Here is a 17,640-nt window from a genome sequence, read left to right on the forward strand (position 1 = left end):
ATGTAGGGTGAGTGTGCAACCGCTTAATGCACAGTTTCTTCGCGCCCAGTCAGCGATCCATTCACCAACCTTAGAAACAGCCCGTGTTGTGCAACCCATCAGGGCACACGTTTTTTGCGAAGCGTCAGGAGAGCAGCCACGGGCCAAGCTGTTGTCACACAAACCCAACCAAGCGGTGACCAGATCATGTGACGCCCCAGAAATTCCACGTCGTGCAACCCTAGGTAGCGACCAAGCCAATTTGGGCCGAACAACAAAACAGCAACCGTCAAGACCACCGAGAGCAGCACCAAGGCAACCTGAGGACGAACTCCACGCTCGAACCTCCACATCAAAGTACCGCCAACCAGTAATGGAGGCAGCATGACCCAAAGGACGAGTATTGCGAACTCTGATTTAGTCACGATCTCAAACGTCTGCTTCTGGCCGCTCTAGGTCCCAGCTGTGACATGCCGAAGGACCCAAAACAGCAATTTACACGGTGGTTCGACAGGCCATCAGACCTCTCAGCGACAGTTGGAAAAGTATGTGCTGAGCACAGGCGTCAGGGTCGTCAATACATTCGCAAGGTCCAAGGGGCAGTGCGGTTGATATCGGGTCTTTAAAAATCTGTGCAGACCGCTTGGCACCTAGCGGCGCTCTAATCTCGACATGCCCGTCCTGGAACTGCAATGGGATATGAATGCAGTCATGAAAAAGCAAACTCTGCACCCCTGCCGCCACTAAACCTGCGTGGAGTTCATCAAGACCATCGGGGCTTTGCATGTGTCGATTCTCCGTTGAGAAGTTACGCCGACCGTCTGTTTTTCGTCAACAACGAACGGTGGCCCAGTTCGAAGCCAACCGTCCGGCGTCGGTTTTAGTTTGATCTACACCCGACCAGCTGAGCTGGTTCAAGCTGACGCCACCGTTGGCACCTTCAACAAACCATCCGCCTTGAACATGGCACGAATCCCCCGCACCGCCTGCCGAATCCGCGCCTCGTTCTCGATCAGCGCAAAGCGCACGTACTCATCCCCCTGGTCGCCAAACCCGATGCCCGGCGACACGCACACCTTGGCCTTGTCGAGCAACTGCCGCGCAAACTCCAGCGACCCCAGCGCCCGATACGGCTCGGGGATGCGGGCCCAGATGTACATGCTGGCCTTGGGGCAGTCCACAGCCCAGCCGGATTCGGTGAGGCCCTTGTAGAGCACGTCGCGGCGGCGCTGGTACTGGGCGGCGATGTCTTTCACGCACTGTTGGTCGCCTTCCAGCGCGGCAATGGCGGCCACCTGCAGGGGGGTGAAGGTGCCGTAGTCGTGGTAGCTCTTGATGCGGGCGAGCGCCGCCACCAGGTCGGGGTTGCCCACCATGAAGCCCACGCGCCAGCCGGCCATGTTGTAGCTTTTGCTCAGGGTGAAAAACTCCACCGCCACATCCTTGGCGCCGGGCACTTCCATGATGCTGGGGGCGCGGTAGCCGTCGTACACGATGTCGGCGTAGGCCAGGTCGTGCACCACCAGGATGTCGTGCTTCTTGGCCAGGGCGATCACGCGCTCGAAGAAGCCCTGGTCCACGCACTGCGTGGTGGGGTTGCTGGGGAAGCCAAAGATCATCATCTTGGGCTTGGGGTAGCTGCCGCGGATGGCCTTTTCCAGCTCGGCAAAAAAGTCCACGTCGGGCGCCACGGGCACGCTGCGGATGTCGGCACCGGCAATCACCGCACCGTAGATGTGGATGGGGTAGCTCGGGTCCGGCACCAGAACGGTGTCGCCCCGGTCCAGCGTGGCCAGCATCAGGTGGGCCAGGCCTTCCTTGGAGCCGATGGTGACGATGGCCTCGGTGTCGGGGTTGATGTCCACCGCGTAGCGGTCTTTGTACCAGTGGCTGATGGCGCGGCGCAGGCGCGGGATGCCTTTGCTGGCGCTGTAGCCGTGGGTGTCGGGCCGCTGGGCCACTTCGGTGAGCTTGGCGACGATGTGCGGCGGCGTGGCCCCGTCGGGGTTGCCCATGCTCATGTCGATGATGTCTTCGCCCCGGCGGCGGGCGGCGAGTTTGAGCTCTGCCGTGATGTTGAAGACGTAGGGAGGGAGACGATCAATGCGCGCAAAACGGCGCTTGCCCTGCGATGCAGACATGCGGTGTGACTTTCACGTAAGCGCCCGGAACCGTCCGAGCGACGTGGCTGGCAGAAAGGCCGGCCCGCAGCCAATGTAGCGCAAGCGGCTTGCTGCGTTCCAGCACTTTGTGCGCGGTGTGGCGGCAATGCAGCAGGTGTGACTATGGCGCGCAGGCTTTACTTTCTGCGAAGAACGCATAAACGCGCCCCCACCGCCCCAGCATGTTGGGGTGTTGATCGCCCCCGGGCGCAACCGCGTCAGTGCGCCACGAGCAACTGCACAAACATCTGCACCTTGGCGTGGCATTCGGCGCTGATCGAGGTGAACTCCATCCCTGCCACCCACTCATCGCCCTCCTGTTTGAGGGTGATGACCCGCGCATACACATCGGCCACGCGGTAGTCCACAAGCGGCAGCTCAAATTCCAGCTTGATCTCACTGTGCGGTTCCAACGGCTCGATCAGCTCCACCAGCAATCCGTGGTAGCCGATGTCGCGGATGGCGCCGTGCACGATATGAGGCACCACAATCTTGTCCTGCACGCGTTGGCATAGACAGGGCAGGCGCGCATCCACGCGGTGGCTGCGGCGGAACTCCTGGCGAGGCACCTTGAGCTTGTGCGATGGAATGGCAATCAGCTCACGCAAGCTGACAGGCTGCGTGCGGCCCTTGACGTAGACCTGCATGGGAGCCGACGCTGAAACCAGGCCCCAGCAACGCTGATACGTCGTGTCGCTGATGAGCACCTGGCCACGCAGGCTCAGCGCCTCAATGCGCGAAGCCAGGTTGACCGCCTCGCCGATCACGGTGTATTCGGAATACACGTCAGAGCCGAAACGCCCCGCCATCACCGTGCCCGTGTTCACGCCAATGCCGAGAAAGACTTCGGGCAGCCGCTCGCGCAAATGCGCGAGGTTCAGCTCGCGCATGGCCATCTGCATCTCTACTGCGCACAGGAGCGCGCGGTCCACATCGTCGTCGCGGGCCACAGGCGCGCCAAACAGCACCATGATCGAGTCGCCCATGAACTTGTCGATGCTGCCCTGGTATTTGAAAACCACCTCGGACAGACGCGCCAGGCATCGGTTGAGCGCGGCAATGACAACCGCAGCAGGCTGTGAGCCCGACAGCGCAGTGAATCCACGCAGGTCGGCCAGCAAAATGGTGACCTCGCGCGTCGCCACGTTCAGTCCCTCGGCGGCCACACCATCGGGGCTTTGCATGCCATGCAGGATGCTGGCCATCTCGGCCTGTGCCGCTTCGGAAAGGGACGCTCCGGTCTCGCGCTCGATCAGCGACTGCAGGCGGCGCACGGCATCGTGGTGGAATTCTTTGTTCATGGGCAATGGGGCAGGCAACGGGAGCATGGAAAGCGGGGGCTGGGGTTGACCTGCATAACTCCCTGTGGTCCGTGATTGCGCAGCCTCGGGCGGTCCGCACTATCACCGACTCAAGGGGTTTTGCAGGTCAACCCAAACACCCTTTACACGCCGTTCAGGATAGGCGCGCCCCAAAAATCGGTCAACCGGGCATTCCATCCTGGGATAACCCCACTACAGGCGGTGAGTCCTGCTCCAGCACCTCTCCGAGACACGGAAAAATCCTCCATCACAGAGGAAAAATCGCATGCGCCCTCCAGGGACACGATTAGTGGGAGCCTGCGAGAAATCAGGCCGCTTCGCCGATTTCGCCGTTTTCGCCGGCTTACCCAACAGTAAACAATAGTTAACCGCCAGAAAAAGCGGCATCTACCCACCTGCAGCGTTGCCATACGATTTGGGCCGTGAACCATGGAGCTCCCCCCCCCCGATCCATACGTAAAAAGTTCCCAGTTGCCCGGTCATAGTCCCACCGCATTGCGCTTCGCTCAGGCCCGGCCGCCGCAATGCCCAGGGGTTCCTCACTCAACCCCATCAAGTTGTCATCACTGCCATGCCACAGACGGCCCGACACTGCCGTGCCCGCACGGCTGGCCCACAGACCCGGCGGGGGCTACAGAAAGCAGGAGTCATGCACATGGCCAGACAGCAACATCTGAGCCCCGGCAAGGCGCTATCGCTCCGAGGCCTTGTGCGCTCGGCGGGGCAGTGGGCATGGTCACTACTGCCTGTGAAGGCTGCGGAGCAGCATCGTGCACAGAAGGCGATGGCGCCACCAGCCACAGCGGCCGTGTGCCCACCCGAAAGTGCAGTGGTGGTGCCATCCACTCCCGCTCACCATCAAACGCTACCTTGACCTGCGGAGGGCGCCAGCTGGACGGCGCCACGGTCAGCTCGGTGCAGGCAATGCTGGTCACGGCGCTATCCCTGTCCAGCTGGCCGGTGGCTGCGTTCCACACCGTGCGCGCTATGGCACTGCGGTTCTGGGGCTTCAGCATCACCACCGCCAGGTGCCCACCGTCTGCCACTTGCTGGGCCTGCGGCAGGCCCATGCGGTCAAGCTGCAACGGGTTGTTGCCCACAAACAGGGTGGTGACCAGATGCTCCTCATGCCGCACCTCGGCACCATGCTGGGTGGTCATCACCACACGCCAGCGCCTGCCAGCTGCGGGGCGGAACAGGCTCCACACCGCCGATGCCACCGCCACCCCGCGCGACCGGCCAAAACGCAGGGAAGCCCGCTCGCGCTCAGCCAGCAGCTTGGGGTACAGGCCCACGCTGGCGTTAACAACAAACATGCGGTGGTTCACGTACCCCACCTGCACGGGACGCAGATCCCCAGCGTGCAGGGCCTGCAGCAGGTCTTGCACAGACTGCTCCGGGTCCAGCGCCAGTCCATTTTCGCGGCTGAAGTAGTTGAAGGTGCCCATGGGCACCACCCCCATGGGTACACCCGCGTGCAGCGCAGCTGCAGCTACGGCGTTGATGGTCCCATCGCCACCTGCGGCCACCACCAGGCCGCCGTCAGTGCGCGCGGCCTCGGCAGCGTTGCGGGCCAGCTGCACGATGTCACCGCGCTGGCGGGGCACATGCCACACGAGGTTGTGCGCCTGCAGTGCAGACACGCCTTCGAGCGTGGCACGCAGCAGGTCCAGGTCGGCCCCAGGCCGCTTGGGCACCACAAGGTGAATAGGGCCACGGGGCTGTGGAGGATGAGGGCAGTCAGACGCGAGCATGCAAAACTCTGCAACAAACAGGAGCAACCCCACATTGGGAAGGGGTGGGAACCGCGGGGTGACACATGGTCGCGGTCGGGTTCGGCGCTTGCAGCCAGTCGCAGCGCATTTGAGCCCAATACACCCACCATGGCGCGGGCTGCTGGGAACTTCGGTACAACCTGCGGGTTCATTCCTTGTGCATTGCAGCTGACTGCATCTGCAAAAAATGGAAACCGAAAAGAGAAAGACTACCCCGCACCATGACGACACCCCCTCCCGCTGCCATATCCACAGCATCCGATCTTGGCACCCTGCTGGCGCAATACCCTGTAGGCTGGTGGTTGGCTGGCATGCTGTCCATGGCGCTGCTGGGCGCCTGCGCACTGGCGGGCCTGCGCACCCTGCGAAAAAAAGCGGGGCCGCCGCTGCTCCGGCTCTTTCCGGCCCAGGCGCGCACCCTCATGCTGGCAGCCATGGCAACATCGGCCTGCACATTGGTGCTGGCGGGCGCCACCATGGCAGAACTGGCTGAAAGCGGTCGTGCCCAAGGCCCGTGGGGCGTACTCGACGACACCATTGCAGCCCACCTGCGTGCCGAGGCCGACACCGCCGTGCTGCAGATGTTTGCCACGCTCACCCACCTGGGCGACACCTGGGTGTTGGCAGCCCTGACCCTGGCAGTGGCGGTCGCACTGTGGTTGCGCCAGCACAAAATTCTGGCCACAGGCTGGCTGGTGGCCATGGCAGGCAATGGCGCGTTGACCAAGGTGCTGAAAAATCTGTTCGAACGAGTGCGGCCCGAGCACACGCATGGCCTTGCCGAGGCCAGCGGCTACAGCTTTCCCAGCGGGCACAGCAGTGCATCGATGGTGGCCTATGCCATGCTGGCCTACTTGGCCACGCGGCTGCTACCGCGTGTGTGGCACCTGCCCGCTGCGATGGTGGCCGGTGCACTCATTTTTACCACGGGCTGGAGCCGCATCGTGCTGCAGGTGCACTACGCCAGCGATGTGCTGGCAGGGTGGCTGGTGGGCGGTACCTGGATGGTATGCACGGTGCTGATCATGGAGAGCGTTTCGCACTGGCGACGCGCAGCCCCCATGCCAGTCCGCAGCCAGAATGGCGCAGTGTGACTCAGTGGTTTTTCACCAGGGGCAAGACCAGACGGGAGGCAGTTCTGCCGCCAGTATGGACACTGTTGCGCGCCACCGCACGTGGCCCTGCGCCCGCCTCTGGTGCGCCAGTGTTGGGATTGACGTCGAACCTGGGGAAGTTGCTGCTGGAAATGTCCAGCCTTATCCGATGGCCCTTGCGGAAAAGGTTGGAGGTGGGCATCGGCTCTATGGTGATCTGCACCACCTCGCCAGGACTCATCATCTGCGGCGTTTCCCAGGATCGCCGGTATCGACATCGCATGATGCCGTCCGTCAGGTTCATCGCATAGCCCTGTGGGTAATCCTCGCTGGGCGGATACTGGTCGATGAGCTTGGCGGTGAAGTCCGTGTCAAGGGCGGTGGAAGATACCCACAACTCCATCACAATAGGCCCCGTCACCTCCATATCGGCCTCCAGCGCAGGAGTCTGGAAAACGAGCACATCACTCCGATCCGCCAAGGGGCCATAGGGCTCCTGCGCCCCGAAAACATCAGCGCTGGTGCGCTGGTCATAGGCGCCAGCCACCATCAGAGGCTCTCCGGAAGTGACTGAACCACCGATGGTAGGCACAGGGTGGGCGGGGTCGAACCAGAAGCTCAGCGCTTCATCGCTTTGAGGCTGCACGGGGGACAGGGAGCCGTCTGCTCCGAGGTACCAGGGCATGAACTCCGTTCCCGGCACAGGCCATCCGCACGCACTGCACCATACGCCGCCATGGTCCAACCGCCCGGCCGGTGTGCTGCGCCCCGAACCACCGCCCATACGAAAATAGCGCACGGCGTCGCGCATCTGTGATGACGCCGACTTGCCCTTGAGCCAATGGTCGAACCAGGACAGCCGCATGTGCACGTAGTCCTGTGCCAGCGAGCCATCGAGCACTGCTGCGGGGCCAAAGTCCACGTTCCCCGCCCAAGGCACGCTGCGCTCGCCATGGGTCCAGGGGCCAAGCACCATGCGCACGCGGGCATCGCCACGCTCAGAGAGCCCCAGATAGTTATCTGTAGTGGTTTGCGCGTAGGGGTCCCACCAGCCGCACATCATCATGACGGCCACTCCATCAAAAGCATCGTAATGGCCGGCTGCATACAGTTCGGGCTGGCGCCAGTATTCGTCGAAGGTACCGCGCTCCCACTGGCCAAAAAGATAGTCCTCGTACTCAGGCGCCCATTGCAATGGCGAGTCTCCCCGCGTCCAGGGCAACCGCCTGAACCAGTCGCCGATGTCGGTCTGGTCCAGCGCCTGGCGCGCCGCTGCGCTGATGCGGTTGCTACCGCTGCGGGCATTGCGCAATGCCCAGACCGCCTGCTTCAGCTCGAAAGCCCCGCCATGGCGAATGCCACCACGGTAGGCATTGGCAAAGCCACCGCACTCCAGGAACATGGCCTTCAACCCGGCAGGCCGCTGACTGGCCAATGCAGTCTGGGTGTGGGCCGCATACGAAAGCCCATACGTGCCGATCGCGCCATTGCACCAGGGCTGGGCCATGATCCACTGCATGGTATCGGCGCCATCATGGGCTTCGCCAAGGTACTTGGTGAAATGCCCTTCAGAATCAAAGCGGCCACGGCAGTCCTGCACGACCACTGCATAACCTTCTTTTGCAAAAAGGGCGGCAACTTCACCGCGCCGCATGGGATGCGGATTGAGCGCAGTGCGCTCGCGCCGGGTTTCTTCATCCTTGCCGTAAGGCGTGCGTTCCAGCAATACGGGCAGCGGGCCTGGCTTGGGCTCGGGCAGATAGACGTCAGTGGCGAGGCGAACTCCGTCTCGCACAGGTACCCAGCATGTGTGCCGGGTCACGCCGCCAAAGGAGGCCGTTGAAATCATGCGCATGCGGTGGCCTCACTCAGTCCAGCTTGAGGTTGCGTTCTTTGACCAGCTTGGCCCAACGCGCGGTGTCCTCTTGTATGAAACGAGCAAGCTCCTGCGGCGTTGTGGGCGCAGGCTCTGCCCCTTGCGCCAGCAGTTGACTTGCAATCTCGGGATCGCCCAGTGCAGCCGCTAGCGCCTTGCTGATGCGATTGACAAGATCCGCCGGCGTCCCCGTGGGGGCAAACAATGCGTACCAGATGTCGTATTCAAAACCCTTCACACCCGCCTCGGCCATGGTTGGCACATTTGGGAAGGCACGCGACCGCTTGGCGCTGGCCACCGCGATCGGCACCAACTTTCCGCCCTTGATATGCGGCGCAACACTGGGCACCGCGTTCATGCCAAGCTGCACATGACCGCCTGCCAGTTCGTTCACGGCGGGGCCACCGCCTTTGTAGGGAATCTGCACCATGCGGGTGCCCGTGGCAGCCTGGAACATCTCCATCGACAGGTGACCAGGGCTGCCGTTGCCGCTGGTGCTGTAGTTGAGTTGGCCAGGGTTCTTGCGAGCCAGTTCGACCAGCTCTTGCACCGTGCGAACGTTCAAGCTCGGGTGCGTGGTGAGAATGGGAATATTGATCACCACCCGCCCAACCGGCACGAAGTCACGCGACGGGTTATAGGCGAGTTTGCTGGACAACAGCGGCGCCGTCACCATTCCCGAACCAGCCCCCAGCAGCAAGGTGTACCCATCAGCCGGCGACGCCGTCACCGACTGGAAGCCGTGCGCACCAGGCCGGTTGTCAACGACGACAGGCTGCCGCCACTGGTCCGACATCTTGCGTGCCACCACACGCATGGCTGTGTCGGCTGCTGCCCCTGCAGGAAACGGAACCACGATACGCACGGGCTTCTCGGGGAACTGGGCAGCCTGCGCAGAAAGGGAAACAACCCACAGCAACACCCCTGACACCAGCCCCGCCGACACGCGCTGCAGGATCGGGTAACGGAAAGCATTGCGAGAAAAGCAGACCCATGAGGCTGCATCGATGGTTTTAGAAATCATGGCGAACTCCTGCGCCCACGGCGCGTACAGCCGCATTGCTGCGGCTGGAATTGATTCCGTCTTGGTCGAAGAAGGCCTGCAACTCCGTGCGTCTGGACAACGCATAGGTGTACGCCACCTGATAGCGCTTGCGCACACCTAGCAGCGAAGTCTGTACTTCGCGCTGCGCCAGGTTAACAACGACTGCATGCTGGCCCGCGGCGAACCGGCTACCCACCAGCCAATAGTCCACACCGGCACGCGCCGTGGCAGACGCTTTGGCATAGGTGTCGCGCCCCAGCAGCACATAAGGCTCGACCACGCCGAAGTCGTAGCGCACCCCCGCCTGCCATTTGCTGGAGAACTCATTGGCAAGCAGCCCTCCCGGACGCGTGTCCTTGGCGTATCCGATGCCTGCCGACCAGGGCCCCTGCGCGTAGTTCAAGCCCATATCCATAGACTTGGCGCCGTTCTCCTGATCAGGCGTTCTGGCATCGCCACGCAGGTAGTAGCGGGCTCGGAAGTTAACGCTGCCCCACATGGGACTCTGGTATCCGATGGCGTTCGAAGTGCGATTGCGTGCATTGAGCATGGAGGTACCGATCGCGGTGGCTCCTGCATCATTGGCGGCGAATGATGTGATGCGCGTGACCTGCGAATACAGCGGCGATCCCGTGGGGTTCGCCGAATCCAGTCGGCCCAGGGCCACTGTGCCCCAACTGCCGCGCAAAGCCGCGTAGCTGTTTCGAAACCCTGGCGCTGCGGCGGCTCCAGAGTCAGCATCCACCCCCATCTCCAGGCCAAACAGGGCGGTCATTCCATCACCCAGATCCTCCTTGCCCCGAAAACCTAGCCGGGAGGCGTTGTCGCGCTCTTCCGTGACCGAACCCGTATTTCCGGTCTTGACCTTGTTGATGGTCAAGCGCACCTGCCCGTACACCTGCAGGTCTTGCGCAACCACGTGCGGCGCGGCAGAAAAGAAAAGACCGCAGGCGGCCAGCGCGAAGGGAAAGGGGGACCTCATGACATCATGCTCCTTGGTTGACGGATGAATCGGTGCGTTATTGGGTGAAGACGCGGCCGATTCTCTGGAGCACTGACACCCATCACAACGGTATGACGAAGACTGATGACCCTATGCAATCAGCCGCTGGTTTGCGCCAAGGCACGGCAGGTGCCAAGATGCAAGCAATGCACGCCAGTCCCTGGATACGTTAAGGATGCCCTGCATAACTCTCGCGGGCGGTGGTAGCGCGGATCGGGATGTAGCGCAAGGCGTCTTTTGGCAGCCGATAGCCGGCTTGTTGGCTTGTTGGCAAGAAAAGCAATGCAGCGAACCGCCCGAGGCCGCGCGTTCACAGGCCGCAGGGAGTTATGCAGGACAACCTCAGCTACCGGGATGCGCAGACACGGTCAATCGCCCATGAATTTCAAGCAACTCGAAGCCTTCCAGGCCATCATGCTCAGCGGCTCCACCACAGGCGCTGCAGAGCGCATGGGGCTGTCACAACCCGCCATCAGCCGACTTCTGGCTCAGCTGGAGGAAGACCTTTCCCTGCGATTGTTCGTACGCGAAAAGGGACGCCTGAGCCCCACGGCAGAAGCCCATGCGCTGGTGCACGACGCCCAGGGCCTGATGGACTCTGCCCAGTGTTTTCGCCGACATGCGGAACAATTGCGCCTTGGAGGATTCCGGCGGCGACTTCTCAAGGTTGCCCTTCCCAGCACCCTGGCCACCACGCTCATGCCCACTCTGGCCAAGCGGTTCATGCAGGCGCACCCCGATGTGGTGCTGGAGGTGCTCTCGGGCTCCTACAACGATGCCGAGCGCGCATTGCTCAGCCGCGATGCAGACATCGGCCTCGTGCGGCTGCCGATGGAGATGCAGGGGCTCAGCACCCGGGTCAGCCTGGATTCCGAAGCCGTGTGCATCATGCCCACGGGGCACCCCCTGGAGCATCTGCATGAAGTCGGCCCCACCGATCTGATCGACACCAGCTTGATCTTGCTGGGGCGCCAGCGCCAGATCCGCCATGACATCGACATGGCGTTTCGCCAGACCCGCGTACAACCGCGCGTAGCCCTGGAAGTGCACTCGGTGAGCGAGGCCTGCGCCCATGTGGCCCAGGGGCTGGGCGTATCCATCGTCAACGCATTGCTGGTGCAACACTGCCCGCGCGACACCGTGACCTTGCGACCATTCCGTCCGCGCATCGCCTACCAGTTGGGAATCGCGACAGTGAGCAATGCGACCGAAACACCACTGCACGACACCTTCACTCAGCTACTGGTGGAAGCTTTGGTGCCATCACCCCTGCGCAACGATCGACCTGCAGCCGGCTGAAGGGAGCGAGAGGAGGCGCGCATCGAACCAGGTGACTGAATCCATCAGATGGCCACCAGATTGCGAATACCCTTGGCTTCCATTTCGCTGCCAGGCCCACGGGCGATGACTTCGCCGCGCTCCATCACCAGGTATTCGTCGGCCAGCTCCTGCGCAAAGTCGTAGTACTGCTCGCACAGCAGGATGGCCATCTCGCCCTTGTCGGCCAGCATGCGAATCACCCGGCCAATGTCTTTGATGATGCTGGGCTGGATGCCCTCGGTGGGCTCGTCCAGGATCAGCAAACGCGGGCCGGGTGCGAGCGCACGCGCAATGGCCAGTTGCTGCTGTTGACCGCCTGACAGGTCGCCGCCCCGGCGCTTGAGCATCTGCTTGAGCACGGGGAAAAGCTCGTACAGGTGCGGGGGCACCGGGGTGGAGCCACTTTTGTAGGCCAGGCCCATGCGCAGGTTTTCTTCCACCGTCAGACGCCCGAAGATTTCGCGTCCCTGAGGAACAAAGCCAATGCCTGCGCGGGCACGGTCGTACGGAGTGGCTTTGTCGATGGCTTTGCCGTCGAAGCTGATGCTGCCGCTTTTGATGGGTACCAGGCCCATGAGGCTTTTGAGCAGCGTGGTCTTGCCCACGCCGTTGCGACCGAGCAGGACGGTGACTTTGCCGGGGGGGGCGGTGAGGCTCACGTCGCGCAGGATGTGGGAGCCGCCGTAGTACTGGTTGATGTTTTGGACGGTGAGCATGATGGTTTTTTGACTTTTTTGGCCGTTTGCGCCTGTCTAGCAAGCTCTTTCAGCTATCTATTTAGGAGCATTCTTTAGCCACAGGGAAGGGTGTTGTGATGCTAAGTGAGAAGGCGACGCGGCAAAGCACCATCACCGCCCAAGATAAACCTCAATCACCCGCTCATCCGCCTGCACCTGATCGAGCGTGCCCTCGGCCAGCACGGAGCCATCGCACAGCACCGTCACCTTCTCCGAAATCGTGCGGATGAAGCCCATGTCGTGCTCCACCACCATCAGCGAATGCTTGCCCTTGAGGGTGAGGAACAGTTCTGCCGTGCGCGCGGTCTCGTCGTCCGTCATGCCCGCCACCGGCTCGTCCAGCAGCAAAAGCTTGGGGTCTTGCATCAGCAGCATGCCAATCTCCAGCCACTGCTTTTGCCCGTGGCTCAGATTGCCCGCCTGGCGCGTCACGCTGCCCGCTAGGTGAATGGTGTGCAACACCTCCGCCAGCCGGTCCGACTGCGCGGAGTCGAGCTTGAAGAACATGCTCGACTTCACGCCCTTGTGGGTTTTGAGCGCCAGCTCCAGGTTCTCGAACACGCTGAGCTGCTCGAACACCGTGGGCTTCTGGAACTTGCGGCCTATCCCCAGGCTGGCAATCTCGGGCTCGTTGTGGCGCAGAAGGTCGATGGTGGAGCCGAAGAACACCGAGCCTTTTTGCGGCCGGGTCTTGCCGGTGATGATGTCCATCATCGTCGTCTTGCCCGCACCATTGGGGCCGATGATGCAGCGCAGCTCGCCAGGGGCGATGTCCAGGCTCAGGCCGTTGATGGCCTTGAAGCCGTCAAAGCTCACGTGCACATCTTCCAGGTACAGGATGCGGCCATGGGTCACGTCCACTTCGCCCGGTGTGGCGATGCGCGAGAAGCCTGCGGCGCGGCCGCCAGACTCGGTTTGCCCCACCGGCGCAGGCGCCAGCTTGGCCTCGATGCGCCGTGCGCCCTCTTCCATCAAATCGGGCGTCATTGCGCAGCTCCCTTCTTGTCCTTCAACTTCTTGACCAGGCCCACGACACCATTCGGCAAGAACAGCGTGACGGCAATGAACAGCGCACCCAAGAAGTACAGCCAGAACTCTGGCGCCGTCACCGTGAGCCAGCTCTTGGCCCCGTTGACGATGAACGCCCCCACGATAGGCCCGATCAGCGTGGCACGCCCACCCACCGCCGCCCATACGGCGATCTCGATGGAGTTGGCGGCACTCATCTCGCCGGGGTTGATGATGCCGACCTGCGGCACATACAGTGCGCCAGCCACGCCGCACATCATGGCGCTGATGGTCCAGATGGTGAGCTTGTAGGGCAGTGGCGAGTAGCCAGAGAACATGACGCGGCTCTCCGCATCGCGCACGGCCTGCAGCACGCGGCCAAACTTGCTGCGAACCAGCCAGCGCGCCAGCAAAAAGAAGCCGAGCAGCGCCAGCCCGGTGAGCACAAACAACGTCATGCGCATGTTCTGCGTGGCAATGGGCATGCCCAGGATGCGTTTGAAGTCGGTGAAGCCGTTGTTGCCGCCAAAGCCGGTTTCGTTGCGGAAGAACAGCAGCATGGCCGCATACGTCATGGCCTGGGTGATGATGGAGAAGTACACGCCCTTGATGCGCGAGCGGAAGGCGAAGTAGCCGAACACGAACGCAATCACACCCGGCACCGCCACGATGAGAATCAGCGTAGCGATGAAGCTGTCAGACAGCGCCCAGTGCCAGGGCAGTTCCTTCCAGTCCAGGAACACCATGAAGTCGGGCAGGTCGCTCTTGTAGTTGCCGTCGCGCCCAATCTGGCGCATGAGGTACATGCCCATCACGTAGCCCCCCAGCGCAAAGAACAGGCCGTGGCCCAGACTCAGAATGCCGGTGTAGCCCCAGATCAAGTCCATTGCCAGCGCGCAGATGGCGTAGCACATGATCTTGCCGAGCAGCGCCACGGCGTAGTCACTCAGGTGGAACATGCTGCCTGCGGGCACCCACAGGTTGAGCACGGGGGCAACGGCGCACACCACGATGAGCGCCACGATGAAAGCCGACCAGCCGCCGCGTGTGAGCAGCGGCGCGGGTGCGGGCAAGGTGAGAGAGGGCTGTGTCACGGAACGGCCTTGGGATTCGGATGAATGTGTGCCTCCGTCCGTTCGCACTGAGCTTGTCGAAGTGCTGCGCAGGGCTTCGACAGGCTCAGCCTGAACGGACTGCGCGGGGCGCAGAGAGGTTGAAGAATCAGGGGTGGCACTCATGCTTCAGCACTCCGGCCTTTCATCGCGAAGATGCCCTGGGGCCGCTTCTGGATGAAGATGATGATGAACACCAGCACCGCAATCTTGGCCAGCACTGCGCCCGCCCAGCCTTCGAGGAACTTGTTGAGAATGCCCAGGCCCAGCGCGGCATACACCGTGCCCGCCAGTTGGCCGACACCGCCCAGCACCACCACCATGAAGGCATCGACGATGTAGCTCTGGCCCAGGTCGGGCCCCACATTGCCCACCTGGCTCAGCGCGCAGCCCGCCAGGCCCGCAATGCCTGAACCCAGTGCGAAGGCCATGGTGTCGATGCGTGCGGTGTTGACGCCCATGCACGAGGCAATGGGGCGGTTTTGCGTGACGCCACGCACAAACAAACCCAGGCGCGTGCGGGCAATCAGGTAGCCCATGCCCAGCAGCACCGCAATCGCAAAGCCGATGATGACGAGCCGGTTGTAAGGCAGCGTGAGGTTGGAGAGCACCTGCACGCCACCGCTCATCCACGAGGGGTTTTCTACCCCCACGTTCTGCGCACCAAAAATCGTGCGCACCAGTTGCATCAGCACCAGGCTGATACCCCAGGTGGCCAGCAACGTCTCCAGCGGGCGGCCATACAGAAAGCGCAGCACGCCACGCTCCAGCACCGCGCCCACGGCAGCGGCAGCGCCAAACGCCAGCGGCAGCGCTGCCACCAGATACCAGTCGAACGCGCCCGGAAAATACTTTTGAAAGATGCCCTGCACCACATAGGTGGCGTAGGCGCCAATCATCATCAACTCGCCATGGGCCATGTTGATGACGCCCATGAGGCCGTAGGTAATGGCCAGACCCAAGGCGACGAGCAGCAGGATGGAACCCAGACTGATGCCCGAGAACGCTGCGCCCAGGCGCTCACCCCAGGCCAGCTTGCCGTCGATGGCGCCCAGTGCGGCCTGCAGGGCGGCCTTGACCTTGGCGTCTTCTTCGACGCTGACGCGTTCGTTGAGCAGTAACCGTGTGTCGGGTGTAGCGCTGAGCGACAGCGCCTGCGCGGCGGCGATGCGCTGCGAGGCGTCTTCACTGCCCAGCAGCGTGGCCGCGCGGGCCAGCTGAAGCTGGGTTTTGATCTTGTCGTTGGTTTCCTGCGCCAGGGCTTTGTCCAGCAATGGCAGGCGGCCTGCGTCAGGCTCCTTGGTCAGCGCCTTGGCGGCGGCCATGCGCTGGGCTTCGTCCTTGCCAAACAACGCCAGGCCCGCCAGGGCGGTGTCGATCTCGCCGCGCATGCGGTTGTTGTTGATGATGTCTTCGGCGTCCTGGGGCACGGGCACCTCGGCGCCGGTCACCGGGTCGATGCCCTTGTCGCCCTGCATGATCAGGGCCTTGCCTGCGGCGACCTTCACCGCATCATCGGCCAGCGCCTGCAAAAAGACGGCGGTGCGTTCGCTGGGCTCCACCACAGCTTGCTGCACGGCAGCCACGCGGTCGTCAGTCTCGCCAGCGGCCATCGCCAGGGCCTGCTCGGCGGTAAGTGCGTATGCCTGCGCAGTTGCACACAGCAGAGCGCAGGCGATCAGACGAGAAAAAATGGAGGAATGCATGACGGAGGCTCTTTGAAGTCGCAGTGGGCCGCCGCGCAGGCGCGATGCGAAGGCGAGAGCCGCCGCGCAAGGGCCGCCCCGCCGCGCTGGCGGCGTCCCCCCTCCCACGCACCAGCGTGAGAGAGGGGGTGAAGGCGCGCTAGCGCCTCAGGGGGGTGTCACTTCTTCTCGGGCTCGTCCTTCTTCTTGTCATTGCCTTCGATGTACGGGCTCCATGGCTTGGCCTTCACAGGGCCAGGGGTCTTCCAGACCACATTGAACTGACCATCGGCCTTGATCTCGCCGATGAACACGCTCTTGTGCAGGTGGTGGTTCTTCTCGTCCATCTTGCTGACGATGCCGCTCGGTGCCTTGAAGGTCTGGCCTGCCATGGCGGCGATCACCTTGTCGGTCTCGGTGCTCTTGGCCTTGGCTACGGCCTGGGCCCACATGTTCACGCCGATGTAGGTGGCTTCCATCGGGTCGTTGGTGAGCGGCTTGTCCTTGTGGCCCGCGATGTTCTTGGCCTTGGCGTAGTCGCTCCACTTCTTGATGAAGGCGGTGTTTTCAGGGTTCTTGATGGACTGGAAGTAGTTCCAGGCAGCCAGGTGGCCCACCAGCGGCTTGGTATCGACGCCGCGCAGTTCTTCCTCACCCACGCTGAAGGCCACCACAGGCACGTCCTTGGCCTTCAGGCCTGCGTTGCCGAGTTCCTTGTAGAAAGGCACGTTGGAGTCACCGTTGATGGTGGACACCACCGCCGTCTTGCCGCCCTGGCTGAACTTCTTGATGTCGGCCACGATGGTCTGGTAGTCAGAGTGGCCAAACGGTGTGTACTTCTCGTCGATATCCGAATCCTTCACGCCCTTGGACTTGAGGTAGGCGCGCAGGATCTTGTTGGTCGTGCGGGGGTACACATAGTCGGTGCCCAGCAGCACCCAGCGCTTGGCACCGCCGCCGTCCTTGCTCATCAGGTAATCCACCGCAGGGATGGCTTGCTGGTTAGGTGCAGCGCCGGTGTAGAACACGTTCTTGGACAGCTCTTCGCCCTCGTACTGCACGGGGTAGAACAGCAGGCCATTCATTTCTTCGACCACAGGCAGCACCGACTTGCGCGACACCGAGGTCCAGCAGCCAAAGATGACAGAGACCTTGTCCTGACCCAGCAACTGCTTGGTTTTTTCCGCAAACAGGGGCCAGTTGGAGGCGGGGTCCACCACCACGGGTTCGAGTTTCTTGCCCAGCAAGCCGCCCTTGGCATTGATCTCATCGATCGCCATCAGCACGGTGTCTTTCAGCACGGTCTCAGAGATGGCCATGGTGCCCGAGAGGCTGTGCAGGATGCCGACCTTGATCGTGTCCTGGGCGTGGGCTGGCAGTGCAGACAGGCCAGCGAGCGTAGCGACAGCCGCGAGGGCCTTGAGGGAATAACGACGTTGCATGTGTGCTTCTCCGGTGGTGGTTTCAATCAGGGAATCAATCAAACCGCTTCGCTCGTTGGGCCCCGGTGTAGGGCCCCAGT

13 protein-coding genes are annotated in these 17,640 nt (G+C 62.5%); 2 read left to right on the forward strand and 11 right to left on the reverse strand.

Going from position 1 to position 17,640, the window contains the following annotated elements:
• Positions 1–893: 893 nt before the first annotated feature.
• The 3 genes from alaC to DBR12_RS15735 all read right to left on the reverse strand — a co-directional run bounded on the left by alaC (position 894) and on the right by DBR12_RS15735 (position 5,217).
• Positions 894–2,120, reverse strand: coding sequence for an alanine transaminase (alaC, locus tag DBR12_RS15725; protein ID WP_108618122.1), 1,227 nt, complete (start codon positions 2,118–2,120; stop codon positions 894–896).
• A 239-nt stretch (positions 2,121–2,359) separates the two neighbouring features.
• The gene (locus DBR12_RS15730) at positions 2,360–3,442 is read right to left on the reverse strand and encodes an adenylate/guanylate cyclase domain-containing protein (protein ID WP_108618123.1); all 1,083 of its coding nucleotides are present in this window, start codon (positions 3,440–3,442) and stop codon (positions 2,360–2,362) included.
• A gap of 668 nt (positions 3,443–4,110) precedes the next feature.
• Positions 4,111–5,217, reverse strand: coding sequence for a diacylglycerol kinase family protein (locus tag DBR12_RS15735; protein ID WP_108618124.1), 1,107 nt, complete (start codon positions 5,215–5,217; stop codon positions 4,111–4,113).
• A gap of 242 nt (positions 5,218–5,459) precedes the next feature.
• On the opposite strand from DBR12_RS15735, the gene DBR12_RS15740 reads away from it, so the two are divergent.
• Positions 5,460–6,332 carry a phosphatase PAP2 family protein gene (locus tag DBR12_RS15740; protein WP_108618125.1) on the forward strand — a complete coding sequence of 291 codons (873 nt, stop codon included), beginning with the start codon at positions 5,460–5,462 and terminating at the stop codon, positions 6,330–6,332.
• 1 nt (position 6,333) lies between these two features.
• On the opposite strand, the gene DBR12_RS15745 is transcribed toward DBR12_RS15740, so the two are convergent.
• From DBR12_RS15745 to DBR12_RS15755, 3 genes are read right to left on the reverse strand one after another with little or no spacing between them, the layout of a single operon-like run.
• The gene (locus tag DBR12_RS15745) at positions 6,334–8,187 is read right to left on the reverse strand and encodes a CocE/NonD family hydrolase (protein ID WP_108618126.1); all 1,854 of its coding nucleotides are present in this window, start codon (positions 8,185–8,187) and stop codon (positions 6,334–6,336) included.
• 13 nt (positions 8,188–8,200) lie between these two features.
• On the reverse strand, positions 8,201–9,232 hold the full coding sequence (locus tag DBR12_RS15750; protein WP_108618294.1) for a tripartite tricarboxylate transporter substrate binding protein: 1,032 nt from the start codon (positions 9,230–9,232) through the stop codon (positions 8,201–8,203).
• Entirely contained in the window at positions 9,222–10,235 is a 1,014-nt protein-coding gene (locus DBR12_RS15755) for a porin (protein ID WP_108618127.1), read from the reverse strand. Before DBR12_RS15755 ends, DBR12_RS15750 begins: the two co-directional genes overlap by 11 nt.
• A gap of 399 nt (positions 10,236–10,634) precedes the next feature.
• Between DBR12_RS15755 and DBR12_RS15760 the strand changes: the two genes are divergently transcribed.
• Complete coding sequence (locus DBR12_RS15760; RefSeq protein ID WP_108618128.1) at positions 10,635–11,555, forward strand: LysR family transcriptional regulator; 921 nt, start codon at positions 10,635–10,637, stop codon at positions 11,553–11,555.
• Positions 11,556–11,599: 44 nt separating this feature from the next.
• On the opposite strand, the gene urtE is transcribed toward DBR12_RS15760, so the two are convergent.
• The 5 genes from urtE to urtA all read right to left on the reverse strand — a co-directional run bounded on the left by urtE (position 11,600) and on the right by urtA (position 17,560).
• Positions 11,600–12,292 carry an urea ABC transporter ATP-binding subunit UrtE gene (gene urtE, locus DBR12_RS15765; protein WP_108618129.1) on the reverse strand — a complete coding sequence of 231 codons (693 nt, stop codon included), beginning with the start codon at positions 12,290–12,292 and terminating at the stop codon, positions 11,600–11,602.
• 132 nt (positions 12,293–12,424) lie between these two features.
• The gene (gene urtD, locus DBR12_RS15770) at positions 12,425–13,300 is read right to left on the reverse strand and encodes an urea ABC transporter ATP-binding protein UrtD (protein ID WP_108618130.1); all 876 of its coding nucleotides are present in this window, start codon (positions 13,298–13,300) and stop codon (positions 12,425–12,427) included.
• A complete protein-coding gene (gene urtC / locus DBR12_RS15775; RefSeq protein ID WP_108618131.1) occupies positions 13,297–14,415 on the reverse strand; it encodes an urea ABC transporter permease subunit UrtC in 1,119 nt (372 codons plus the stop codon). The genes urtD and urtC overlap by 4 nt, the downstream gene beginning before the upstream one ends.
• Positions 14,416–14,555: 140 nt before the next feature.
• A complete protein-coding gene (gene urtB / locus DBR12_RS15780; protein ID WP_108618132.1) occupies positions 14,556–16,139 on the reverse strand; it encodes an urea ABC transporter permease subunit UrtB in 1,584 nt (527 codons plus the stop codon).
• Positions 16,140–16,297: 158 nt separating this feature from the next.
• Complete coding sequence (urtA, locus tag DBR12_RS15790) at positions 16,298–17,560, reverse strand: urea ABC transporter substrate-binding protein (protein WP_108618133.1); 1,263 nt, start codon at positions 17,558–17,560, stop codon at positions 16,298–16,300.
• Positions 17,561–17,640: the final 80 nt, after the last annotated feature.

The organism is Acidovorax sp. HMWF029, assembly GCF_003060895.1.
Classification (GTDB): Bacteria; Pseudomonadota; Gammaproteobacteria; order Burkholderiales; family Burkholderiaceae_C; genus Acidovorax.

Excerpts from the sequence above, each read along its gene's own strand:
- alaC (WP_108618122.1), bottom strand. The coding sequence starts at position 2,120 with ATGTCTGCATCGCAGGGCAAGCGCCGTTTTGCGCGCATTGATCGTCTC.
- DBR12_RS15730 (WP_108618123.1), bottom strand. The coding sequence starts at position 3,442 with ATGAACAAAGAATTCCACCACGATGCCGTGCGCCGCCTGCAGTCGCTG.
- DBR12_RS15735 (WP_108618124.1), bottom strand. The coding sequence starts at position 5,217 with ATGCTCGCGTCTGACTGCCCTCATCCTCCACAGCCCCGTGGCCCTATT.
- DBR12_RS15740 (WP_108618125.1), top strand. The coding sequence starts at position 5,460 with ATGACGACACCCCCTCCCGCTGCCATATCCACAGCATCCGATCTTGGC.
- DBR12_RS15745 (WP_108618126.1), bottom strand. The coding sequence starts at position 8,187 with ATGCGCATGATTTCAACGGCCTCCTTTGGCGGCGTGACCCGGCACACA.
- DBR12_RS15750 (WP_108618294.1), bottom strand. The coding sequence starts at position 9,232 with ATGATTTCTAAAACCATCGATGCAGCCTCATGGGTCTGCTTTTCTCGC.
- DBR12_RS15755 (WP_108618127.1), bottom strand. The coding sequence starts at position 10,235 with ATGAGGTCCCCCTTTCCCTTCGCGCTGGCCGCCTGCGGTCTTTTCTTT.
- DBR12_RS15760 (WP_108618128.1), top strand. The coding sequence starts at position 10,635 with ATGAATTTCAAGCAACTCGAAGCCTTCCAGGCCATCATGCTCAGCGGC.
- urtE (WP_108618129.1), bottom strand. The coding sequence starts at position 12,292 with ATGCTCACCGTCCAAAACATCAACCAGTACTACGGCGGCTCCCACATC.
- urtD (WP_108618130.1), bottom strand. The coding sequence starts at position 13,300 with ATGACGCCCGATTTGATGGAAGAGGGCGCACGGCGCATCGAGGCCAAG.
- urtB (WP_108618132.1), bottom strand. The coding sequence starts at position 16,139 with ATGCATTCCTCCATTTTTTCTCGTCTGATCGCCTGCGCTCTGCTGTGT.
- urtA (WP_108618133.1), bottom strand. The coding sequence starts at position 17,560 with ATGCAACGTCGTTATTCCCTCAAGGCCCTCGCGGCTGTCGCTACGCTC.